The 22812-nt window shown below is 64.9% G+C and carries 21 protein-coding genes; 4 read left to right on the forward strand and 17 right to left on the reverse strand.

Going from position 1 to position 22812, the window contains the following annotated elements; all coding sequences use genetic code 11:
- Positions 1-9: 9 nt before the first annotated feature.
- On the forward strand, positions 10-813 hold the full coding sequence (locus tag AC1HFW_RS12430) for an enoyl-CoA hydratase/isomerase family protein (protein ID WP_479283649.1): 804 nt from the start codon (positions 10-12) through the stop codon (positions 811-813).
- Positions 814-834: 21 nt separating this feature from the next.
- On the opposite strand, the gene AC1HFW_RS12435 is transcribed toward AC1HFW_RS12430, so the two are convergent.
- The 12 genes from AC1HFW_RS12435 to uvrB all read right to left on the reverse strand — a co-directional run bounded on the left by AC1HFW_RS12435 (position 835) and on the right by uvrB (position 12643).
- Positions 835-2940, reverse strand: coding sequence for a TonB-dependent siderophore receptor (locus AC1HFW_RS12435; RefSeq protein ID WP_479283651.1), 2106 nt, complete (start codon positions 2938-2940; stop codon positions 835-837).
- Between the two features lie 209 nt (positions 2941-3149).
- On the reverse strand, positions 3150-4040 hold the full coding sequence (locus tag AC1HFW_RS12440) for a methylglyoxal synthase (protein WP_006395858.1): 891 nt from the start codon (positions 4038-4040) through the stop codon (positions 3150-3152).
- A gap of 105 nt (positions 4041-4145) precedes the next feature.
- Positions 4146-4340, reverse strand: a complete 195-nt coding sequence (gene iscX / locus AC1HFW_RS12445) for a Fe-S cluster assembly protein IscX (protein ID WP_006395859.1) — start codon at positions 4338-4340, stop codon at positions 4146-4148.
- Positions 4340-4681, reverse strand: coding sequence for an ISC system 2Fe-2S type ferredoxin (fdx, locus tag AC1HFW_RS12450; protein ID WP_006395860.1), 342 nt, complete (start codon positions 4679-4681; stop codon positions 4340-4342). Before fdx ends, iscX begins: the two co-directional genes overlap by 1 nt.
- A gap of 9 nt (positions 4682-4690) precedes the next feature.
- The gene (gene hscA, locus AC1HFW_RS12455; protein WP_006395862.1) at positions 4691-6553 is read right to left on the reverse strand and encodes a Fe-S protein assembly chaperone HscA; all 1863 of its coding nucleotides are present in this window, start codon (positions 6551-6553) and stop codon (positions 4691-4693) included.
- Positions 6554-6624: 71 nt separating this feature from the next.
- Complete coding sequence (hscB, locus tag AC1HFW_RS12460) at positions 6625-7137, reverse strand: Fe-S protein assembly co-chaperone HscB (protein ID WP_061074254.1); 513 nt, start codon at positions 7135-7137, stop codon at positions 6625-6627.
- 3 nt (positions 7138-7140) lie between these two features.
- Positions 7141-7464 (reverse strand): iron-sulfur cluster assembly protein IscA, encoded by a 324-nt coding sequence (gene iscA, locus AC1HFW_RS12465; protein ID WP_006395864.1) that lies wholly within the window; start codon positions 7462-7464, stop codon positions 7141-7143.
- 2 nt (positions 7465-7466) lie between these two features.
- Positions 7467-7871 (reverse strand): Fe-S cluster assembly scaffold IscU, encoded by a 405-nt coding sequence (gene iscU, locus AC1HFW_RS12470; protein ID WP_006386173.1) that lies wholly within the window; start codon positions 7869-7871, stop codon positions 7467-7469.
- Between the two features lie 33 nt (positions 7872-7904).
- Positions 7905-9116 (reverse strand): IscS subfamily cysteine desulfurase, encoded by a 1212-nt coding sequence (locus tag AC1HFW_RS12475; RefSeq protein WP_006395865.1) that lies wholly within the window; start codon positions 9114-9116, stop codon positions 7905-7907.
- A gap of 18 nt (positions 9117-9134) precedes the next feature.
- Complete coding sequence (gene iscR, locus AC1HFW_RS12480; protein ID WP_035360559.1) at positions 9135-9677, reverse strand: Fe-S cluster assembly transcriptional regulator IscR; 543 nt, start codon at positions 9675-9677, stop codon at positions 9135-9137.
- A gap of 192 nt (positions 9678-9869) precedes the next feature.
- Complete coding sequence (locus tag AC1HFW_RS12485) at positions 9870-10361, reverse strand: low molecular weight protein-tyrosine-phosphatase (protein WP_006386176.1); 492 nt, start codon at positions 10359-10361, stop codon at positions 9870-9872.
- Between the two features lie 248 nt (positions 10362-10609).
- Entirely contained in the window at positions 10610-12643 is a 2034-nt protein-coding gene (uvrB, locus tag AC1HFW_RS12490) for an excinuclease ABC subunit UvrB (protein WP_061074253.1), read from the reverse strand.
- 170 nt (positions 12644-12813) lie between these two features.
- On the opposite strand from uvrB, the gene AC1HFW_RS12495 reads away from it, so the two are divergent.
- A complete protein-coding gene (locus tag AC1HFW_RS12495) occupies positions 12814-14013 on the forward strand; it encodes an amino acid aminotransferase (protein WP_006395868.1) in 1200 nt (399 codons plus the stop codon).
- 160 nt (positions 14014-14173) lie between these two features.
- The gene (lexA, locus tag AC1HFW_RS12500) at positions 14174-14824 is read left to right on the forward strand and encodes a transcriptional repressor LexA (RefSeq protein ID WP_162876245.1); all 651 of its coding nucleotides are present in this window, start codon (positions 14174-14176) and stop codon (positions 14822-14824) included.
- A gap of 111 nt (positions 14825-14935) precedes the next feature.
- On the opposite strand, the gene lon is transcribed toward lexA, so the two are convergent.
- From lon to loiP, 5 genes are all read right to left on the reverse strand, one after another.
- On the reverse strand, positions 14936-17386 hold the full coding sequence (gene lon / locus AC1HFW_RS12505; RefSeq protein ID WP_006395870.1) for an endopeptidase La: 2451 nt from the start codon (positions 17384-17386) through the stop codon (positions 14936-14938).
- 250 nt (positions 17387-17636) lie between these two features.
- Complete coding sequence (gene clpX, locus AC1HFW_RS12510) at positions 17637-18935, reverse strand: ATP-dependent Clp protease ATP-binding subunit ClpX (protein WP_006395871.1); 1299 nt, start codon at positions 18933-18935, stop codon at positions 17637-17639.
- 95 nt (positions 18936-19030) lie between these two features.
- A complete protein-coding gene (gene clpP / locus AC1HFW_RS12515) occupies positions 19031-19684 on the reverse strand; it encodes an ATP-dependent Clp endopeptidase proteolytic subunit ClpP (RefSeq protein ID WP_006395872.1) in 654 nt (217 codons plus the stop codon).
- Positions 19685-19688: 4 nt separating this feature from the next.
- Entirely contained in the window at positions 19689-20999 is a 1311-nt protein-coding gene (tig, locus tag AC1HFW_RS12520; protein ID WP_006395873.1) for a trigger factor, read from the reverse strand.
- 168 nt (positions 21000-21167) lie between these two features.
- Positions 21168-21923: a metalloprotease LoiP gene (gene loiP / locus AC1HFW_RS12525; protein ID WP_006395874.1), complete on the reverse strand. Its 756-nt coding sequence runs from the start codon at positions 21921-21923 to the stop codon at positions 21168-21170.
- Between the two features lie 258 nt (positions 21924-22181).
- Between loiP and AC1HFW_RS12530 the strand changes: the two genes are divergently transcribed.
- Positions 22182-22727 (forward strand): TIGR00645 family protein, encoded by a 546-nt coding sequence (locus AC1HFW_RS12530; protein ID WP_006395875.1) that lies wholly within the window; start codon positions 22182-22184, stop codon positions 22725-22727.
- Positions 22728-22812 lie beyond the last annotated feature (85 nt).

Raw genomic sequence — 22812 nt, forward strand, 5'->3', positions numbered from 1 at the left:
AGACAAGCCATGAACCCACCCCTGCCCGTCTTTCCAACCCTCTTGCTGGAAGCCGCCGACGGCATCGCCACGCTGACGCTGAACCAGCCCGCCACGCTCAACGCCATCGACGTCGCCATGGCGCGCGACCTGCAACGCGCCGCCCAATGGCTCGATACCCGCGCGGACCTGCGCGTGGTGCTGCTGCGCGGCGCCGGCAAGGCCTTCTGCGCCGGCGGCGACATCACGCTGTTCGAAGGCGACGTCAACGCCGTGCGCGGAAAACTGCTCGACCTGTTCACGCCGCTCAACGATTTCATCGCGCACGTCGCCCGCATGGACAAGCTCTGGCTGGCGCAGATCCACGGCGTCGCCGCGGGCGCCGGCCTGTCGCTGGTGCTGGCCTGCGACCTGGCCATCGCCGATGCCGAGACGCGCTTCATGACGGCCTACCTGAAGCTCGGCGCCACGCCCGACGCCGGCATGACGCATGGCCTGAACCGCCTGCTCGGCCCGCGCCGCGCGCTCGACCTGCTGCTGCGCCACGACGCCTTCGGCGCCGCCGACGCGCACGCCTGGGGACTCATCAACCGCGTGGCCGACGCCGGCCAGCTCGCGGCGCAAACGCAGGCCTACGCGCAACAACTGGCCAGCCACGCGCCGCACGGCATCGCCGGCGCCAAGCACCTGCTGCGCAACGCCGCCCATGCGACGCTGGAAACGCAACTGGCCGACGAAACCGCCTGCTTCCTGGCGACCGCGCAGCGCGAGGATTTCGCCGAAGGCGTGCGCGCCTTCCGCGAAAAACGCGCGCCGCGCTTCCAGGGCCGCTAAAGCGCGTGCGCGGCGCCCGCGTCAGAACTTGTAGGTGACGCTGGCGATCGCGCTGCGGCGCGCGCCGTACCAGCAATCGCCGCGCGACAGGCACGTGGCCAGATAGGTCTTGTCGGTCAGATTGTTGACGTTCAAGGCATAGCGCCAGTGGTTGGTTTCATACGCCATCATGGCGTCCAACAGCCACACCGGCGACAGCTTGGGCCCGTCGCCATCGCGGAACGCCGCCATCCAGCGCGTGCCCGCGCCCACCGTGAAGCGCCCGTCCAGGTTGTCGAGCGCGAAACGGTAGCGGCCCCACGCCGCGGCCTGGTGGCGCGGAATGCCTTCCAGCTTCGGATCCAGGTCGATGTAGTTGTAGTGCGCGATCACGTCGAACGACGACGTCAGCTGGCCGCGCCATTCCAGTTCCAGCCCGCGCGTGCGAGTCTTGCCGGTCTGGATGTTGTTCAACGCCGCCGTCGGATCCGGCACCAGGCGGTTTTTCTCCCGCAGGTCATACACCGACGCGGTCGCCAGATGGCCGCCATCGGCGGACTGGTACTTGACGCCCGCCTCCCACTGCTTGCCGCGCAGCGGCTTGTACAGCTCGGGCACCGCGCCATCGGGCGTGTTGCGCGTGGTGCTGGCCACCGGCGTGAACGACTCGCTGTAGCTGACGTACGGCGACCAGCCGTTGCTGGCCGCGTACATCAGCCCGAACCGCTTGGTGGTGGCCTGCGCCTTGTCCACCTCGCCGCCTTCGAGCTGGCTGCGCGCGCGGTCGTACCGCAGGCCTGCCGTCACGATCCAGTGCTGGCCGATCTTCATCTGGTCTTGCAGGTAGAGGCCCGTCTGTCGCTGCGTGAAGCGCGGCTCGCCGGTCAGTTCGGGGATATAGCCATTGCCATACACCGGCGCATACGCGTCGATCGTATCCGTGCCGCTTCCGCTCTGGCGGTCGCGCCGGTAGCGCGACCAGTCCAGCCCCAGCAGCAGCTTGTGCGTCACGGCGCCGGTGCTCACCTCGCCCGTCAGGTGCTGGTCCAGCGTATCCATGCGCACCTTGGTGATGGTGTCATCGGCGTAACGGCCGATGATGCGCTGGTTGATCGGATCCTCCGCCCAGCCGCCAGGCACCGTGAACGAATCCGCATAGTGCGTGAAGTACGTCACCTTGTTGTTGGCGTGGCGGAAGCCCTGGCTGAACGACCACTTGTCGTTGAACTGGTGCTCGAACAGCCAGCCGAAGCTGCTGCGCTCGGAATCGTAGCGGTCATGGTCCGGCTCGCCGATGAAGCGATAGGTCGGAATCATGCCGTTCGGATTCGGCGTGCGCATGCCCGACCACGGCATGAACTGCGCGGTCGAACCCGACTTGTCCTTCTGGTACAGCGCCTGCAGCGTCAATGACGTGGCCGCGCTGGGACGCCACGTCAGCGACGGCGCCACCAGCGTCCGGTCGTCCGGCACGTGACGCACCTGGGTATCGGCATCGCGCTGCAACGCCACCAGCCGGTACAGCCACTGGCCGTCCTCGGTGACAGGCCCGGTCAGGTCGATCTGCGCCTGCTTGCGCCCATGGTTGCCCAGCTGTATCCCGACTTCGCGCTGTGTCTCCGCCAGCGGCCGCTTGCTGACCATGTTGATGAGGCCGCCCGTGCTGCCCTGGCCGTACGTCATTGCCGCCGGCCCGCGCAGCACCTCGATGCGCTCCAGCATGTAAGGATCGGGCCGGGTCGTGCTGGTGTAGTAGTCGAACGCCTGGCGCATGCCGTCCAGGTAGACATCGACATCCGTGCCGCGCACCCGCACGCTGTCGCTGCGCGAATCCAGGCCGTAGGCATCCGAGCGCACGCCGGCCGCATAACCGAGCGCATCCTGCAGGCTGGTGGCGCCCTGGTCCACGATCTGGTCGCGCGGCACCACGGTGATCGACTGCGCGGTCTCGTTCAGCGGCGTGTCCGTCTTGGTGGCCGTGGCCGAACGCGTGGCGGCGTAGCCCAGCACCGGGCTGGTCGCCGTCTCGGCGCTGCCTTCCACCTTGACCGACGGCAGCGTGGTGGTCGGTTCGACGGGCGCCGACTGCGCGACCAGCGCGGCCGGCAACAGGCTCAGGGCCGCCGCCAGGCTGGCGCGGCGGGACATGGCAGGATCAAACATCGACGTGGCTTCCCATGATGAATTTTTGGAAGCCAGATGTTAATGTTTCTCGTTATTGAAACCATTCCTTTTCACTACAAAAGGAAAGACTTCCCCTGTTTACAACAGGCTGCCCCGGGCAAGCCCTCCGGCTTATTGGGGAAAACGACAATAAAAAAGGCGCCCCTAGGGCGCCCTCTCGGTTCGCAATCGGCTCAGCCGCGGCCGGCCCGCAGCTCCACCGCCTTGGCCCAGCGCCGCGCCACCGACGGCGACGTCGCGCACGTGGCCGACTCCGTCACCACGCGCACGGCGCGCTCCAGCAACTGGATATCGGCTTCATGCTGGCGCGCCACGTGCGGATCTTCGAAGAAGATGACGCGCTGGCACTGGTGCTCCAGCACCAGTTCCGCGATCTGCGCGTCGCCGCCCAGCGGCCCGCTCAGGTAGCGATGCACCCACGGCGTGTCCTTGGGCCAGCCGCGCGACCACGCCAGTTCGTTCAGGCGGCCGCCGGTCGTGCCGGTGGCCACGCGCCGGGCGAATTGCGACAGCACGTCGAAGTGCTCGGCGGCGAACGCCACCATCTCGTCCTTGAGCGCATCGTGCGCGATCAACGCCAGCGTCTGGCCGGTGTAATTGAACAGCCGCGACGCCGCCATGTCCGGCGCCAGGCCCGCATGCACGCGCTCGACTTCCATCCACTCGATGGCGCCGGCCAGCGTCGAGATGAACGGCCGGCCATGCGTGATGCACTGGCGCTTGAGCGCCAGCGCCTCGGGAAAGATCGACGACGGATCGACGGGATCGATCAGGTAGATCGCGCCGTCGAACGGCTCCTGCCCGTCCCGGCCCTCGGTCACGCGCGCCACCAGCTTCATCAGGCCGCCTTCGCGGCCATACGGATAGCGGATCAGGCCGGAATAGCCTTGCAGCATGCCTTCGCGCACGATGGCATCGTGGGTGCGGCCCACGGTATGCAGCTGCACGCCCAATTCGCGGATGGTGGACGAACAGGCCCGCAGCCACGTGAACAAGGCGGCATCGGGCGATTCGTGGTGCAGTCGGTTGGCGGCCAGGCCAAAGCGCAGTGGGGCAGCGGGCATCGGTAGACTCTGATAGCAAGGACAACGAAGAGAGTCTTGATGATACCCCGCGTCCGCGGCCCCAATGAAAAAAACGCTCCCCTGGGGGAGCGTTTCGCGGTCGGATCAGTCGGCCTCGTCGATCCAGGCCATCTGGATGGCCTCCAGGATCTTCTCGCCGCTGCGTTCCGGATCATCATTGAAACCGGGCAAGGCCAGCACCCATTCGCGCAGCTGCGTGAAGCGCAGCGTCTTGGGGTCGACGTCCGGATGCGTATCGGCCAGCGCCTCGGCGATCTGGTAAGTATCGGTCCACTTCATCAATGGCCCTCTTTCGCGTGGTTGATGGTGTACTTGGGAATCTCCACCGTCAGGTCGGCGTCCGTCACCAATGCCTGGCATGACAGGCGCGAGGTCGGCGTCAGGCCCCAGGCCTTGTCCAGCAGATCCTCTTCGTCGTCGGTCGCGTCTTCCAGTGAAGCATAGCCCTGCTTGACCACCACGTGACAGGTCGTACACGCGCACGACAGTTCGCAGGCGTGCTCGATGTCGATGTGGTTGTCCAGCAGCACGCGGCAGATCGACACGCCCTTGGGCGCGTCCTCGATCACGGCGCCTTCGGGGCAGTAGTCGGGATGAGGCAATACGGTCAGTTTCGGCATAGCTTCTTATCAGGCGATTTCGTCAAGTTTGCGGCCGGCCAGCGCGGCGCGGATGCTGCGGTCCATGCGGCGCGCGGCGAATTCATCGGTCGCGGCCGACAGCGCCTCGACCGTGGCCTTCACCGCGTCCACGTCCTGCGCCTCCTGGGCGCGGCTGGCCGCCTGCAGGCATTCATCGACCCGTTGGCGTTCCTCGGCATTCAGCAGGTCGCCGTCGACCGCCAGCGCGGCCTGCACCGATTCGACCAGCTGGCGCGCTTCCACCTGCTGCTCGCGCAGCATGCGGGCGCGGGCATCGTTGTCTGCCTGCGCCACGCTGTCGGCCAGCATGCGCGCGACTTCGTCATCGCTCAGGCCATACGAAGGCTTGACCGACACCGCCGCTTCCACGCCCGTGCTCTGCTCGCGCGCGGTCACGCTCAACAGGCCGTCGGCGTCCACCTGGAACGTCACGCGGATGCGCGCGGCGCCCGCCACCATCGGCGGAATGCCGCGCAGTTCGAAACGCGCCAGCGAACGGCAATCCGTCACCAGGTCGCGCTCGCCCTGCAGCACGTGGATGCTCATGGCCGTCTGGCCATCCTTGAACGTCGTGAATTCCTGCGCGCGCGCCACCGGAATGGTGCTGTTGCGCGGAATCACGCGCTCGACCAGCCCGCCCATGGTTTCCAGGCCGAGCGACAGCGGCGTCACATCCAGCAGCAGCCAGTCCTCGCCCGGCGCGCGGTTGCCGGCCAGCAGATTGGCCTGCAACGCGGCGCCCAGCGCCACCACCTGATCCGGATCCAGATCGGTCAGCGGCTCGGTGCCGAACATCTCGCCGACCGCGGCGCGCACCACCGGCATGCGCGTGGCGCCGCCCACCATCACCACGCCGCGCACGTCGGCCGGCTTGAGGGCGGCGTCGCGCAGCGCCAGGCGCGCGCTGTCCAGCGTGCGCTGCACCAGCGGCTGCGCCAGCGCCTCGAACTGCGCGCGGGTCAGCGTGTGATCGATCACCTGGCCATTGGCCAGCGTCAGCGCCAGATGGGCGTCCTGCGCATCCGACAGCGCTTCGCGCGCCGCGCGGGCCGCCATCAGCAGGCCACGCCGGTCGGCATGCGTCAGTTCGGTGGCGCCCGCGGCCGCCACCACGTGGTCGACGATGAGCGAATCGAAATCATCGCCGCCCAGCGCGGTATCGCCGCCGGTCGAGATCACTTCGAACACGCCCTGCGTCAACCGCAGAATGGAAATATCGAAAGTGCCGCCACCCAGGTCATAGACGGCGTACACGCCTTCCGCGGCGTTATCCAGGCCGTAGGCGATCGCCGCGGCGGTCGGCTCGTTCAACAGGCGCAGCACATTCAGGCCGGCCAGGCGCGCCGCGTCGCGGGTCGCCTGGCGCTGGGCGTCGTCGAAATAGGCCGGGACCGTGATGACGGCGCCCACCAGGTCGTCGCCCAGCACGTCCTCGGCGCGCTGGCGCAGCACCGCCAGGATCTGCGCCGACACTTCCACCGGGCTCAGGTCGCCCTGCGCGGTACGGATGCGCACCATGCCGGGCGCATCCACGAATTCGTAGGGCGCGCGCGAGGCCCGCGCCTCTTCCAGCGAACGGCCCATGAAACGCTTGACCGACACCACCGTGTTCAGCGGGTCCTCGGCCTGTTGCGCCAGGGGTTCGCGGCCCGTCGTGACCTTGCCGCCGGGGAAATAGCGCACCGCCGAAGGCAGCAACACGTGGCCCTGCGCATCGGGCAGGACTTCGGCAACGCTGCTGCGCACCGCGGCAACCAGGGAATTGGTGGTGCCCAGGTCGATCCCCACCGCCAGCTTGCGCTGGTGCGGCGCGGGCGATTCACCGGGCTCGGATATCTGCAATAAGGCCATGATTGTTTTTTCTACTCAGTAGGCGGCGAAGTCCGGGTCGCCCCGCGGCCGGGCCTTGCCCGGCCCGTTGGCTAGGAATCGGGATGGGCGTGGGCCAGCTCTTGCGCCAGCTTCTCCACGAACATCCATTCCCGCACCTTCAGACCCGCGGCGGCGTAGTCGCGCTGTTCGTCCAGCAGGCGCGTCAACGCGGCGCGCATCTGCTGGCGGGCGTCCTCCAGCTCGGTCCGCAGCGTCGCCAGGACACCGGCGTCGTCGCGCGCGTCGTCCATCATTTCGCGCCAGGTCATCTGCTGCATCAGGAAAGCCGTGTCCATCGACGTGTTGCTCTCGGTCTGCAGATCCACGCCAGCCTGCTCGCACAGATAGCGCGCCCGCAACAGCGGATCGCGCAACTGGCGGTAGGCCTCGTTGGCGCGCGCCGCCCACTGCATGGCCACGCGGCGTTCCGCGGGGCTGGCGGTGGCAAAGCGGTCGGGATGCACCTGCGCGGCGACGGTGCGCCACGCCGATTCCAGCGCCTGGGCATCCAGGTCGAAGCGTGACGGCAAGCCGAACAGGCTGAAGTGGTCGTCTCCAGCCAAGACTTACACCGTGAACGACTCGCCGCAGCCGCAGGTCGCCTTCTCATTGGGGTTGCGGAACTTGAAGCCTTCGTTCAGGCCTTCGCGGGCGTAGTCGAGCTCGGTGCCGTCCAGGTAGGCCAGGCTCTTGGGATCGACGAACACCTTCACGCCGAAGCTCTCGAACACCTGGTCCTCGGGCGCCACATCGTCCACGTACTCCAGCTTGTAGGCCATGCCGGAACAACCCGTCGTCCTAACGCCGAGGCGCAAGCCGATCCCCTTGCCGCGCTTTTGCAGATAGCGGCCGATGTGGGTGGCGGCCTGTTGGGTCAGGGTAACGGACATGTTCAGCTCGCAACAGCTTCGGCCGGAACCGAATGCTTTTCCTTGTAGTTCTGCACGGCGGCCTTGATCGCGTCTTCGGCCAGGATCGAGCAGTGCACCTTCACGGGCGGCAGGGCCAGTTCTTCGGCGATCTGCGTGTTGCGGATGTTCATCGCTTCGTCCAGCGTCTTGCCCTTGACCCATTCGGTCACGAGCGAACTGGAGGCGATGGCCGAGCCACAGCCGTAGGTCTTGAAGCGCGCGTCTTCGATGACGCCGGCTTCGTTCACCTTGATCTGCAGCTTCATGACGTCGCCACAGGCCGGCGCGCCGACCATGCCGGTGCCCACCGAGTCGTCCGACTTGTCGAACGAACCGACGTTGCGCGGGTTTTCGTAGTGATCCAGGACTTTGGTGCTGTAAGACATGTTAGTTCTCCACGTATTCTTTGGCGCGGGCGCTTAGTGCGCGGCCCACTGCACGGTATTCAGATCGATGCCTTCCTTGGCCATTTCCCACAGCGGCGACATGTCGCGCAGCTTGCCGACGCGGCTCTTGAGCAGTTCGATGGTGTAGTCCACTTCCTGCTCGGTGGTGAAACGGCCCAGCGTGAAGCGGATCGAGCTGTGCGCCAGCTCGTCGTTGCGGCCCAGGGCCCGCAGCACGTAGGAAGGTTCCAGGCTGGCCGAGGTGCAGGCCGAGCCACTCGAAACGGCCAGTTCCTTGATCGCCATGATCAGGGACTCGCCTTCGACATAGTTGAAGCTGACGTTCAGGTTGTGCGGCACGCGATGGTCCATGTCACCGTTGAGGTAGACCTCTTCGATCTGCGACAGGCCGGCCCAGAGGCGATCACGCAGCATGCGGATGCGCTCGTTCTCGGTGCCCATTTCTTCACGGGCCAGGCGGAAGGCCTCGCCCATGCCGACGATCTGGTGCGTGGCCAGCGTGCCAGAGCGGAAACCGCGCTCGTGGCCACCGCCGTGCATCTGCGCTTCGATGCGCACACGCGGCTTGCGACGCACGTACAGCGCGCCGATGCCCTTGGGGCCGTAAGTCTTGTGAGCCGAGAACGCCATCAGGTCGACCTTCAGCTTCTGCAGGTCGATCTCGACCTTGCCGGTGGCTTGCGCGGCGTCGACGTGGAAGATGATGCCCTTCTCGCGGCAGATCTCACCCAGGGCTTCGATGTCCTGGATGACGCCGATTTCGTTGTTCACCATCATCACCGACACCAGCACGGTGTCGGGACGCAGCGCTGCCTTGAAGACGTCCAGGTCGATCAGGCCGTTGTCCTTGACGTCCAGGTAGGTCACTTCAAAGCCCTGGCGCTCGAGTTCACGACAGGTGTCGAGCACGGCCTTGTGCTCGGTCTTGATGGTGATGATGTGCTTGCCGCGCTCGGCGTAGAAGTTGGCGGCGCCCTTGATGGCCAGGTTGTCCGACTCGGTGGCGCCGGAGGTCCAGACGATTTCACGCGGATCGGCGTTCACCAGCTTGGCGACTTCCTCGCGGGCACGCTCGACGGCGTCTTCGGCTTCCCAACCGAACGAGTGGCTGCGCGACGCGGGGTTGCCGAAGCTTTCGTACAGCCAGGGCACCATCTTTTCGACGACGCGCGGGTCGACGGGGGTCGTGGCTGAGTAGTCCAGGTAAATCGGGCGGGTGGTCATATCTACAACTCCTACTGCTTATACGGTGGCATTGGCCGCGACGGTGGTGGTCGGGGCGTTGGCGGCGTTATTGGTGCCTCCAACCCGATTCACGCGAACCGCGCAAGCCTGCGCTTGATTGTTGGCTTCCTGCAATTGGCGCACGCGCTGCTGATCAACCAGATCTTGCAGCGACACCGAATCCAGGTAATCGACCATCTTGCGATTCAACGTGGCCCAAAGCTCATGCGTCATGCACTTGCCGGGCTTGCCATCGTTGCCGCTCGTACAGTCCCGCTTGCCGCCGCAGCTGGTGGCGTCCAGCGGTTCGTCGACGGCGAAGATGATGTCGGCAACGGTCACGTTGCGCGCCAGGCGGGCGAGCGAGTAACCGCCGCCGGGGCCGCGCACACTGTCCACGAGTTCGTGGCGACGCAGTTTCCCGAACAGCTGTTCCAGATAGGAAAGCGAAATATTCTGACGCTGGCTGATGGCCGCAAGAGTGACCGGGCCGCTATGCTGCCGCATAGCCAGATCGATCATGGCAGTCACGGCGAAACGCCCTTTGGTAGTTAGCCGCATGGTGAATTCCCTGTGATTCGGCAATGGCCGTCGGCGAATCCGGCGGTCAATACCCGAGTAATTGGCTCAAGTATAGCAAATTCCCGAGTAATTTGGTATGGCTCCCGGCTAGAAAAAACCGCGCTGTCGCGCGGTTCTTTTCACTGCCAATCGCCCAGCCGCCCTACGGGGCGCGCCGGCGCACAGGGGGCATCACGCCGCCTGGTATTGGGTAGCGCGCTTACGGACCAGTTCGAGCACGCCCTGACAGGCGTCTTCGAGGTAGTCCAGCACCTTGCCGAAACCGTCGGCGCCGCCGTAGTACGGATCGGGCACGGTGGCTTCTTCGAACTCGTTGGCGAAGCGCATCAGCAGCATCAACTTGTGCTGGTACGCCTTGGGGCACTGCTGCTGCATGGCGGACAGGTTGTCCCAATCCATGGCGAGGATGAGGTCGAAGTCGCGGAAGTCCTCCGCGGTGACCTGGCGGGCCTCGCAGTGCGTGATCTCGTAGCCGCGCTTGCGCGCTGCGGCCTGCGCCCGGGCATCAGGCGCCTCGCCGATGTGAAACGCGTGCGTGCCCGCGGAGTCGATGCGAACCACATCGCCCAAACCCGCGTCGTTCACCAAATGGCGAAACACGCCCTCTGCGCTCGGCGAGCGACAGATATTGCCCATGCAAACGAAAAGTACCTTGGTCATCATGGGAGTAAGTGTGCGGGAAAACCCGAGATAAGGCAAGCTTTTTTTGTGTTTTCGCCATCCGTTACAAGCCAGCCCACTGCCTTAAATAACGCCAATAAATCAAATAGTTAACAACTACATTTGAAGCTTCCCGGAGGGCCCCGGATGGATCATTTGCGCAAATTTCGGACGTCCGCTGACAACATGATGACTTTTCCCGATATTCAGCACGTTGTCAGCGTATAGATACATTTAGATACCCGCCAACCTCATACCGCGCCATCCAGCAGCACCCGCTGCTTGAGCGCCGTCAGGGCATCGCGGGCGGCGGCGGCCTGCTCGAACTCGAGGTTGCGGGCATGGTCCATCATCAGCTTTTCCAGGCGCTTGATCTCGCGCGCCAGGGCCTTTTCGTCCTTGAGCAATTCGGCCGGGACCGCGGCTTCCAGCGCATCGTGCTGCACCGGGGCGACGATGCCGTCGATCAGCTCTCGCACGGCCTTCTGCACGCCGCGGGCGGTGATGCCGTGGTCGGCGTTGAATTGCAGTTGTTTGGCGCGGCGGCGGCTGGTTTCCTCCATGGCGCGCTGCATCGAATCAGTGATGCGGTCGGCGTACAGGATGGCATGGCCGTTCAGGTTGCGCGCGGCGCGCCCGATGGTCTGGATCAGGCTGCGCTCGGAACGCAGGAAACCTTCCTTGTCGGCGTCCAGGATGGCCACCAGCGACACTTCCGGAATGTCCAGGCCCTCGCGCAGCAGGTTGATGCCCACCAGCACATCGAACGTGCCCAGGCGCAGGTCGCGGATGATTTCCACGCGCTCGACCGTGTCGATGTCGGAGTGCAGATAGCGCACCCGCACCCCATGTTCGGTCAGGAAGTCGGTCAGGTCCTCGGCCATGCGCTTGGTCAGGGTGGTGACCAGCACGCGCTCGCCCAGGTCCGTGCGCACCTTGATCTGCCCCAGCAGGTCGTCGACCTGCGTGCGGGCCGGCAGCACCTCGACGATCGGGTCGACCAGGCCGGTGGGCCGCACCACCTGCTCGACCACGTTGTCGGCATGTTCCTTTTCATAGGCCGCGGGCGTGGCCGAAACGAACACGCACTGGCGCATGCGGGCCTCGAACTCCTCGAGCTTGAGCGGCCGGTTGTCCAACGCCGACGGCAGGCGAAAACCGTACTGCACCAGGGTTTCCTTGCGCGAGCGGTCGCCGCGATACATGGCGCTGAGCTGGCCGATGGTGACGTGGCTCTCGTCGATGAACATCAGCGCGTCGCCCGGCAGGTAGTCGATCAGCGTGGGCGGCGGCTCGCCGGGCGCGGCGCCCGACAGATGGCGCGAGTAGTTCTCGATGCCCTTGCAGAAACCCAGTTCCTGCAGCATTTCCAGGTCGAAGCGGGTGCGCTGCTCCAGGCGCTGGGCCTCGACCAGGTGCCCGTCATCGATGAAGCGCTTGGTGCGCTCGCGCAGTTCTTCCTTGATGGTCTCGATGGCGCGCAGCACCGTGTCGCGCGGCGTCACGTAGTGCGAGCCGGGGTAGACGGTGAAGCGCGGCAGCTTCTGGCGGATGCGGCCGGTCAGCGGATCGAACAGCTCGAGGCTTTCGATTTCGTCATCGAACAGCGTCAGGCGCAGCGCCAGCTCGGCGCTTTCCGCCGGGAAGATGTCGATGGTCTCGCCGCGCACGCGGAACACGCCGCGCGTGAATTCGGCGTCGTTGCGGGTGTACTGCATGGCCACCAGCCGCGCCAGGATCTCGCGCCGCGAGATCTGGTCGCCGGCGCGCAGGATCAGCACCATCGCGTGGTAATCGCCCGGATTGCCGATACCGTAGATACACGACACCGTGCCGACGATGATGGTGTCGCGGCGTTCCAGCAGGCTCTTGGTGGCCGACAGGCGCATCTGCTCGATGTGCTCGTTGATCGACGAGTCCTTTTCGATGAACAGGTCGCGCGTCGGCACGTAGGCCTCGGGCTGGTAATAGTCGTAGTACGAGACGAAGTATTCCACCGCGTTCTTGGGGAAGAACTCGCGCATTTCCGCGTACAGCTGCGCCGCCAGCGTCTTGTTGGGCGCCAGCACCAGCGCCGGCCGTCCCAACTGGGCGATGACGTTGGCCATGGTGTAGGTCTTGCCCGAGCCGGTCACGCCCAGCAGGGTCTGGTACATCAGGCCGTCCTGCACGCCCTGGATCAGCCCGTCGATGGCGCCCGGCTGGTCGCCGGCGGGCGGATACGGTTGATACAGGTGGAACGGGCTGTCGGGGTAATCGACGAACCCCGCGCCTGGGGCCGCCACGGCAGCGCCAGCGGCCGTATCGGCCGCCCCGTCGGTGACGGAGCCAACGGCTGCGGCACCCGCCGCGCTCGGGTCTATTGCGCTCTTAGGCATGCTAGACTGTTCCCAGGGTAAACCCCCCATTATCCACAGCACTTCCGACTGCGTCCACTCACCCTCAGCAGAGTCCCATGAGCACCCTTTTCGATTCCGTCGAACTCGCGCCGCGCGACCCCATTCTTGGTCTGAACGAACAATACAACGCGGATACCCGCCCCGGTAAAGTCAATCTGGGCGTGGGCGTGTACTACGACGACCAGGGTCGCATTCCCCTGCTGGGCGCCGTGCGCAAGGCGGAAATCGCCCGCATCGAGGCCGCCGCCGCCCGCGGCTACCTGCCGATCGAAGGCATCGCCGGCTACAACCAGGGCGCGCAAGCCCTGCTGATCGGCAAGGATTCCCCGCTGGTCGCCGCCGGCCGCGTCCTGACCACCCAGGCCCTGGGCGGCACCGGCGCGCTCAAGATCGGCGCCGACTTCCTGCGCCAGCTGCTGCCGACCTCCAAGGTCCTGATCAGCGATCCCAGCTGGGAAAACCACCGCGCGCTGTTCGAACGCGCCGGTTTCGAAGTCGGCACCTACGCCTACTACGACGCCGCCACCCGCGGCCTGAACTTCGACGGCATGCTGGCCGCCTTGAAGGCCGCGCCGGCCAACACCGTGGTCGTGCTGCACGCCTGCTGCCACAACCCGACCGGCGTCGACCCGACCTTCGACCAATGGAAGCAGATCGCCGCGGTCGTCAAGGAAAACAAGCTGGTGCCGTTCCTGGACATCGCCTACCAGGGCTTCGGCGAAGGCCTGCGTGAGGACGCCGCCGTCGTGCGCCTGTTCGCCGACCTCGACCTGACCATGTTCATCAGCTCGTCGTTCTCGAAGTCGTTCTCGCTGTACGGCGAGCGCGTCGGCGCCCTGACCGTCGTCTCCGGCAGCAAGGACGAAGCCGTCCGCGTGCTGAGCCAGCTCAAGCGCGTCATCCGCACCAACTATTCCAACCCGCCCACCCACGGCGGCACGATCGTCTCCACGGTGCTGAACTCGCCCGAGCTGTTCGCCATGTGGGAAGAAGAACTCGGCGCCATGCGCGACCGCATCCGCCTGATGCGCAAGCAGCTGGTCGAGAAGATCAAGGAACACGGCGGCAAGCAGGACTTCAGCTTCGTGCTGGAGCAGCGCGGCATGTTCTCGTACTCCGGCCTGACCTCGGCCCAGGTCGACCGCCTGCGCGAAGAGCATGGCGTCTACGCCGTCTCCAGCGGCCGCATCTGCGTCGCCGCGCTCAACAGCGGCAACATCGACCAGGTGGCCAAGGGCATCGCCGCGGTGCTGTAAAGCGCCCCGCCGGCCTGCGCCAACCCCAAACGGGACCTTCGGGTCCCGTTTTTATTGCCCGCTTGGTGGCCGCGCCCGATCCGCGCTTGCTTTTTTGCGTTATGTCCCCCAGAATGCCGCTGTATATATGTACAGTCCGACTCACCAACGGATCATCGCCATGGCCAGCAAACTCACTGATCGTCAACAGCAAATCCTGGACCTCATCCGGCAAACCGTCGCGCGCACCGGCTTTCCGCCCACCCGCGCCGAGATCGCCCAGGCCCTCGGATTCCGCTCGCCCAACGCGGCCGAAGACCATCTGAAGGCGCTGGCCCGCAAGGGCGCCATCGAGCTCACCGCCGGCGCCTCGCGCGGCATCCGCCTGAAGGACGCCTCGCCCGCCCAGACCCAGGCGCCGCTGCCCCTGCCCGGCCTGGCGCAGCTGCTGCTGCCGCTGGTGGGCCGGGTGGCCGCTGGCAGCCCGATCCTGGCGGCCGAGCACGTCGAACGCGAGATCGGCGTCGATACCAGCCTGTTCGCGCAGACCCCCGACTACCTGCTCAAGGTACGCGGCATGAGCATGCGCGACGCCGGCATCCTCGAAGGCGACCTGCTGGCCGTCAAGAAGGCGTCCGAGGCCCGCAATGGCCAGATCGTGGTGGCGCGGCTGGGCGACGACGTCACCGTCAAGCGCCTGCAGCGCCAGAACGGCCGCATCGAACTGCTGCCCGAGAACCCCGATTTCAATGTCATCGTGGTCGAAGCCGACCAGGAATTCGCGCTGGAAGGCATCGCGGTCGGGCTGATCCGGCCGCACACGCTGCACTGATTTCCCCGCTTGTTCCGGCGCCGGTTCGATCGCCGCGCCAAAAAAAGAAACCCCGCGCAAGCGGGGTTTCTTTTTGAAGGCCGCCCCTTGCGGGGCGCCTCGGGCCAGGCATCAGTGCTTGAGCACCGGATCCGTCGAGCCCGGTTCCGCCGGCTTGGCGACCAGCGGTTCCTTGACCGCTTCGTCTTCAGCCAGCGGCTCCGGCAGGCGTTCCAGGGCCAGTTCCAGCACCTTGTCGATCCAGCGGACCGGCACGATCTCGAGATGGTTCTTGACGTTGTCCGGGATCTCCGCCAAATCCTTGACGTTTTCTTCCGGGATCAAGACCGTCTTGATGCCACCGCGGTGGGCGGCCAGCAGCTTTTCCTTCAGGCCGCCGATCGGCAGGACTTCGCCACGCAGCGTGATCTCGCCGGTCATGGCGACGTCGGCGCGCACCGGGATGCGCGACAGGGCCGACACCATGGCCGTGGTGATCGCGATACCGGCGGACGGACCGTCCTTGGGCGTCGCGCCTTCCGGCACGTGCACGTGCATGTCGTGCTTCTCGAACACGCTGTCGGCAAAGCCCAGGCGACGCGCCCGCGAGCGCACCACCGTGCGGGCCGCCTCGACCGATTCCTTCATCACGTCGCCGAGCGAGCCGGTGCGTTGGATCACGCCCTTGCCGGGCATGTCCGCCACTTCGATCGTGAGCAAGTCGCCGCCGACTTCCGTCCAGGCCAAGCCGGTCACCTGACCGATCTGGTTTTCCTTTTCGGCCATGCCGAAGGTGTAGCGGCGCACGCCGAGGTAATCGCTGAGGTTGTCGCCCGTGACATTGACCGGCTTGAGTTCGAAGGTCTTGCCTTCGGCCTTGGCGCGATCACTCTGGGTCAGCAACTGCTTGATCACCTTGCGGCAGATCTTGCCCACTTCGCGTTCGAGCGCGCGCACACCGGCTTCGCGGGTGTAGTAGCGCACGATGTCGCGCAGCGCGCTGTCATCGACGGTCAGCTCGGTATCCTTGACGCCGTTGTTCTTCATCAGCTTGGGCAGCAGATGGTCGCGGGCGATGTGGATCTTTTCTTCCTCGGTGTAGCCCGACAGGCGGATCACTTCCATCCGGTCCAGTAGGGCCGGCGGAATGTTCAGCGTGTTGCTGGTGGCCACGAACATGACGTCCGACAGGTCGAAGTCGACTTCGATGTAGTGGTCCTGGAACGTGTGGTTCTGTTCCGGGTCCAGCACTTCGAGCAGCGCCGACGAGGGATCGCCGCGGAAATCCATGCCCAGCTTGTCGATTTCATCGAGCAGGAACAGGGGATTGCGCACGCCGACCTTCGACATGTTCTGGACGATCTTGCCGGGCATCGAGCCGATGTACGTACGACGGTGGCCGCGGATCTCGGCTTCGTCGCGCACGCCGCCCAGGGCCATGCGCACGAACTTGCGGTTCGTGGCCTTGGCGATGGACTGGCCCAGCGAGGTCTTGCCGACCCCCGGAGGACCGACCAGGCACAGGATCGGCGCCTTGACCTTGTCGACGCGCTGCTGCACCGCGAGATATTCGAGGATGCGTTCCTTCACCTTCTCCAGGCCGTAGTGGTCGTTGTCGAGCACGGTCTCGGCGTTGGAGATGGAGTTGTTGATCTTGCTCTTCTTCCTCCAGGGGAGGTTGATGAGCGTATCGATGTAGTTGCGCACCACGGTGGCTTCGGCCGACATGGGCGACATGAGCTTGAGCTTCTTGAGCTCGGCATCGGCCTTCTTGCGTGCCTCCTTGGGCATGTGCGCGGCGATGATCTTCTTTTCGAGCTCCTCGATGTCGGCGCCCTCTTCGCCCTCGCCCAACTCCTTCTGAATGGCCTTGACCTGCTCATTCAGGTAGTAGTCGCGCTGGCTCTTTTCCATCTGCTTCTTCACGCGGCCGCGGATCCGCTTCTCGACCTGGAGGATGTCGATTTCGGTTTCCAGCTGCGTGAGCAGGCCTTCGAGGCGCTCGGAGGTGCCGACGATCTCGAGCATCTTCTGCTTCTGCTCGAGTTTCAGCGGAAGATGCGCGGCGATCGTGTCGGCCAGGCGACCGGCGTCATCGATGCCGGCGAGCGAGGTCAGGATCTCCGGGGGGATCTTCTTGTTGAGTTTTACGTATTGCTCGAACTGGGCGACGATCGCGCGGCGCAGGGCCTCGGTCTCGGAGCCCTGGACGGCGTCCGGCTCGATCGGGGTGACCTGGCAGGTGAAGTGCGAATCGGCGTCCTCGATGCTGTTGATGCGGGCGCGCTGGGTGCCTTCGACCAGCACCTTGACGGTGCCGTCGGGCAACTTGAGCATCTGCAGGATGCCGGCAACGCAGCCGATCTCGTAGACGTCTTCGGGAGTGGGATCATCCTTGCCGGCGGATTTTTGGGCCACAAGCATGATGCTCTTGCCCGCTTCCATCGCAACCTCGAGCGCGCGGATGGAGCGCGGTCGGCCGACGAACAGCGGGATGACCATGTGCGGGAACACCACGACGTCGCGCAGTGGCAGCAGGGGAAGGTCGATCGGGTCGGAAGGCAGGGTCTGGCTGGCAGACATAGGAGGTTCCTCGGTATGACTCGGCGTATCGGGGACAGGATGACCGGGTATACCCGGACAGCCCCGTCGGTTACGTCTGTTATGGGAACAATAGCCGAAAATTCAAGGTCCCGGCGGCCGGATAAACAAAACGGCAAAAAAATCGGCGGCCGGTATCCCGTTTTATTGGACACACCCTGGCAGTGTGCGTTCAATCAGGCGCCGGAGACAAAAAAACCCGTTACGGAAACGGGTTTTTTTGAAATATCCGTCAGGCCGCAGCGTCGCGGACTTCCCCGCGCTCCGGCTTTTCGGCCGTCCCCTCTTCGTCGGCGTAGATCAGCAAGGGCTTGCCCTCGCCTTCGATCGCGCCTTCGTCGAGCACCACGCGCTTGACGTTGCCTTGCGACGGCAGGTCATACATGGTGTCGAGCAGGGCCTGCTCGATGATGGAACGCAGGCCACGGGCGCCGGTCTTGCGCTTGAGCGCCTTGCGGGCGATGGCCTTGAGTGCGGCGGGGCGCACGTCCAGCTCGGCGCCTTCCATGGCGAACAGCTTCTGGAATTGCTTGAGCAGGGCGTTCTTGGGCTCGGTGAGGATCTGCACCAGGGCGGCCTCGTCGAGCTCGTCCAGCGTGGCGACCACCGGCAGACGGCCGACCAGTTCGGGGATCAGTCCGAACTTGATCAGGTCTTCGGGTTCGACCTCGGAGAACAGCTCGCCCACGCCGCGCTCGGACTTGGCGCGCACGGCCGCCGAGAAGCCGATGCCGGACTTTTCGGTGCGGTCGCGAATGACCTTTTCCAGCCCGTCGAAGGCGCCGCCGACGATGAACAGGATGTTGGTCGTGTCGACCTGGACGAAGTCCTGGTTGGGGTGCTTGCGCCCGCCCTGCGGCGGCACCGAGGCCACCGTGCCTTCGATCAGCTTGAGCAGCGCCTGCTGCACGCCCTCGCCCGACACGTCGCGGGTGATGGACGGGTTGTCGGACTTGCGGGAAATCTTGTCGATTTCATCGATGTAGATGATGGCGCGCTGCGCCTTCTCGACTTCGTAGTTGCAGTTCTGCAGCAACTTCTGAATGATGTTCTCGACGTCCTCACCGACGTAACCGGCTTCGGTCAGCGTGGTGGCGTCGGCCATGACGAACGGCACATTCAGCATGCGCGCGAGGGTCTGCGCCAGCAGCGTCTTGCCCGACCCGGTGGGGCCGATCAGCATGATGTTGCTCTTGGACAGCTCGACTTCGTCGCCCTTGATCTCGCCGTGGCGGATGCGCTTGTAGTGGTTGTAGACGGCCACCGCCAGCATGCGCTTGGGCGAGCTCTGCCCGATCACGTACTGGTCGAGGAACGTCTTGATTTCAGCCGGAGTGGGCAGCTCGGAACGAATCGCCGCGCGCGCGGTCGCCTGCGCTTCCTCGCGGATGATGTCGTTGCACAGGTCGATGCATTCATCGCAGATGAATACGGACGGACCCGCGATCAGCTTGCGGACTTCGTGCTGGCTTTTATTGCAAAACGAGCAATGCAGCACTTTAGCGTCTGCCGATCCCTTTTTTTCTGGCATATGTATTCGTATCTCAGGTAAAGAAGCGCCGGACCGGGTGAAGGGCCCGGCGCTTACTCAAACATGGCAACAGCGGGTGGGACTCAACCGGGAAGTCAGCCTTCCGAACGGGAGGTCATCACCTTGTCGACCAGTCCATACGATACCGCATCTTCGGCGGACATGAAGTTGTCACGTTCCGTGTCCAGGGCGATGCGCTCGATCGACTGGCCGGTGTTGTCGGCCAGGATGCGATTGAGACGCTCGCGCAGGTCCAGGATCTCGCGAGCCTGGATCTGGATGTCGGAGGCCTGGCCCTGGGCGCCGCCCGAGGGCTGGTGGATCATGATGCGCGAGTTGGGCAAGGTGAAGCGCTTGCCCTTCTTGCCAGCCGCCAGCAGGAAGGCGCCCATGCTGGCCGCCAGGCCGGTGCACAGGGTCGACACGTCCGGCTTGATGAACTGCATGGTGTCGTAGATGGCCATGCCCGCGTACACCGACCCGCCAGGCGAGTTGATGTACAGGGAAATGTCCTTGTCAGGATTCTCCGATTCCAGGAACAGCAACTGCGCCACGACCAGGTTGGCCGTCGCGTCGTTGACCGGACCCACCAGGAAAATGAGCCGCTCGCGGAGCAGACGCGAATAGATGTCGTAGGCGCGTTCGCCGCGCCCCGACTGCTCGATCACCATGGGAATGTAGCCCAGGCCGGTGGGGGTCACCGAAGACCCGCCATTCATTGCCGCATAGAAATCGGTGAATCTCTGCATAGTGTTACGCCATCCCCATCAACTGATCGAAAGGCACCTTTTCGTCGGTGACCTTGGCCTTGTCCAGAACGTGCGCGACGACGTTGTCTTCGAGCACGATAGCCTCGATTTCAGCACGACGCTGGCGGTCGGCCAGGTAATAGCTGACAACCTGGGCGGGTTGTTCGTAGTTTTCCGCGAATTCCTCGATGCGGGCACGAACCTGTTCCGGCTTGGCTTGCAGCTGGGCTTGCTTGACCAGTTCGGACACCAGCAGGCCCAGGCGCACGCGGCGCTCGGATTCGGTGGAGAAGGCTTCGGCGGGGATCGGCACCGACTCGGCGTTGGGCACGCCACGCTGCTTGAGCTCTTCGCGAGCGGCGGCGATGCGGCCTTGCACGTCGTTGTCGATCAGCGACTTCGGCACGTCGAACTTGCCGGCCTCGACCAGGGCGTCCATCACGCTGGACTTGGTGCGGCCTTGCGAGCGCACCTTGACTTCGCGTTCGATGTTGCTGCGGATGTCGGCCTTGAGCTTTTCGACGTCGCCTTCGGCCTGGCCGAGCGACTTGGCGAATTCGGCGTTCAGTTCGGGCAGCACGCCTTCAGCCACTTCCTTGACGGTGATGGTGAATTCGGCGGTCTTGCCGGCGACTTCCTTGCCTTGGTAGTCATCGGGGAACTTGAGCGGGAAGACCTTGCTTTCGCCAGCCTTCAGGCCGCGGGCGGCTTCTTCGAATTCCGGCAGCATGCGGCCTTGGCCGAGCACGAACGGGAAGTCTTCGGCCTTGCCGCCTTCGAACGGCACGCCGTCGATGGTGCCGGCGAAGTCCAGCGTGACGCGGTCGCCGTCTTGCGAGGCGCGGCCTTCGCGGGCTTCGAACGTGGCGCGCTGCTTGCGCAGGACGTCCAGGGTCTGCTGCACTTCGGCGTCGGTGACGGCGGTTTCATAGCGGGTCACGGCCAGGGCCGACAGATCCGGCACGGCGACTTCGGGGTAGACCTCGAAGGTGGCGGTGAAGGCCAGCGTGTCTTCGCCGACGCCTTCCGTCTTGGGTTCCAGGTTCGGGGCGCCAGCGACGCGCAGCTTGGCGCCGTCGACGGCTTGTTCGAATGCACGGCCGACCTGGCTGTTGATCACGTCGTAGCGAATGCCGGGGCCATGGCTGCGCTCGAGCATGGCGAGCGGCGCCTTGCCGGGACGGAAGCCGGGAACCTTGGCGGTACGAGCCACGCGCTTCAATTGCGCCTGGACTTCCTTTTCGACGTCGGCCACCGAGACGGCCAGATCAACACGGCGCTCGAGGCCGGAGAGGGTTTCAACCACAGGCTGCATTAAAAGACCTATTTTCCGAAAGATATGAGATGACGGGCGGATAAACGCGGCATTTTACCGGAAACTTCCGGACCCCTGACGCAAAGGGGCGCGAGCACCCGGATAAGCCCGGATGCTCGCGCCCCGTTTTCCGCCCGGAAAGGGCGTCAAATGGCGCGCCAGGGCGCTTTACTTGGCCTTGGCGATGCGATCCTCGATGTGCTGCGCGCGCTTGGCGGAGGACGGGTGCGAGCTCATCATATCGCTCTTGCCGCCGTCCAGCTCGGCCAGCTTCTGGAACGCCGTCACCAGGCCGCGGGTGTTCAGCTTCTTGGCCTGCAGCTGGTCGAACGAGTAGTCGTCGGCGGCGCTTTCCTGCGACTGCGAGAACTGCGCGTTGACGAACTTCTCGGTCAGGTCGCCGAGCTGCGACGAGTTCAGGGCGGCGATCGTGGCGCCACCGGCGGCGCCGGCGGCGTCGCGCGCGGCCGAGACCGTGTAGGCGGTCTGCATGGCCTTCTTGCTGTGGCCCAGCGCCACGTGGCCGATTTCATGGCCGACCACGCCCAGCACTTCGTCGTCGGTCATCATGTCCATCAGGCCGCTGTAGACGCGGATGCAGCCGTTGGCCATGGCCCAGGCGTTGACGTCCTTGGTGATGTAGACCTTGTAGCTGGCCTTCTGGCCGTTGACGGTGCCGCCCAGCTGCTTGGCGATCTTCTGCAGGCGCACGTCGTACTTGCTGCCCGGGGCGGCAATCTTTTCCTGGGAATCGCTTTGCGCGCAAGCCTTGTCCGACAAGGTCTTGATTTCGGCATCGCTCAGGGTGGCGGCCTGCACCACCTTGCTGCCGGCGCCCACCAGTCCCCCGATATCGAGGGCATGCGACGCGGAATAAGGGGCAAGTGCGACGGCCAGCGCGGCAACGGTGTAGCGGATCTTCATGGAAAAAACTCCTCTTGACTGACTCTGTGCGAGTGAGGCGGCAATTCTATATACGGCCAAAGCTCTCAAACCGTTTCGCCACAGAGTTTCGCAAATGCGCATTTCTCTTACATAAAAGGCATGCGAAAGACTTCTTACCGTGGTAAGTACCCCTGCCCCGCCATAAATCCGTCATCAAAAACAAATCCCAGGATGGCGCGGCGTTGTTAGAATTGCCGCCGCACTTTTTCCGTATCCCTATAACGGCTCGCACCCATCATGACCCCCAACACCCCTCCCCGTCTTGGCCTGCTGCCCAGCCTGATTTTCAGCTCGCGCTGGCTGCAACTGCCGCTCTATCTGGGACTGATCGTCGCCCAGGGCGTCTACGTCATGCTGTTCCTGAAGGAGCTCTGGCATCTGCTGACGCACGCCAACAGCTTCGGCGAAATGGAGATCATGCTGCTGGTGCTGGGCCTGATCGACGTGGTGATGATCTCGAACCTGCTGGTGATGGTGATCGTCGGCGGCTACGAGACCTTCGTCTCGCGCCTGCGCCTGCAAGGCCATCCGGACCAGCCGGAATGGCTCAGCCACGTCAATGCCAGCGTCCTCAAGGTCAAGCTGGCCATGGCCATCATCGGCATCTCGTCGATCCACCTGCTGCGCACGTTCATCGAGGCCGGCACGCTGGGCACGCCCAACGCGCGCTTCTCGGAAGCGGGCGTGATGTGGCAGACCATCATCCACGCGCTGTTCATCCTGTCGGCGCTGGGCATCGCCCTGGTCGACAAGCTGTCCACGCCGTCGCACCCCAAGCACTGAACCGCCCCGCGCCGCGCGGGAAAAGAAAAGCCCCGGCACTGGCGTGTCGGGGCTTTTTCATTACGGCTGGCCGGATACGGCCCGC

The sequence above is a fragment of the Achromobacter sp. ISS7 genome (assembly GCF_056523125.1).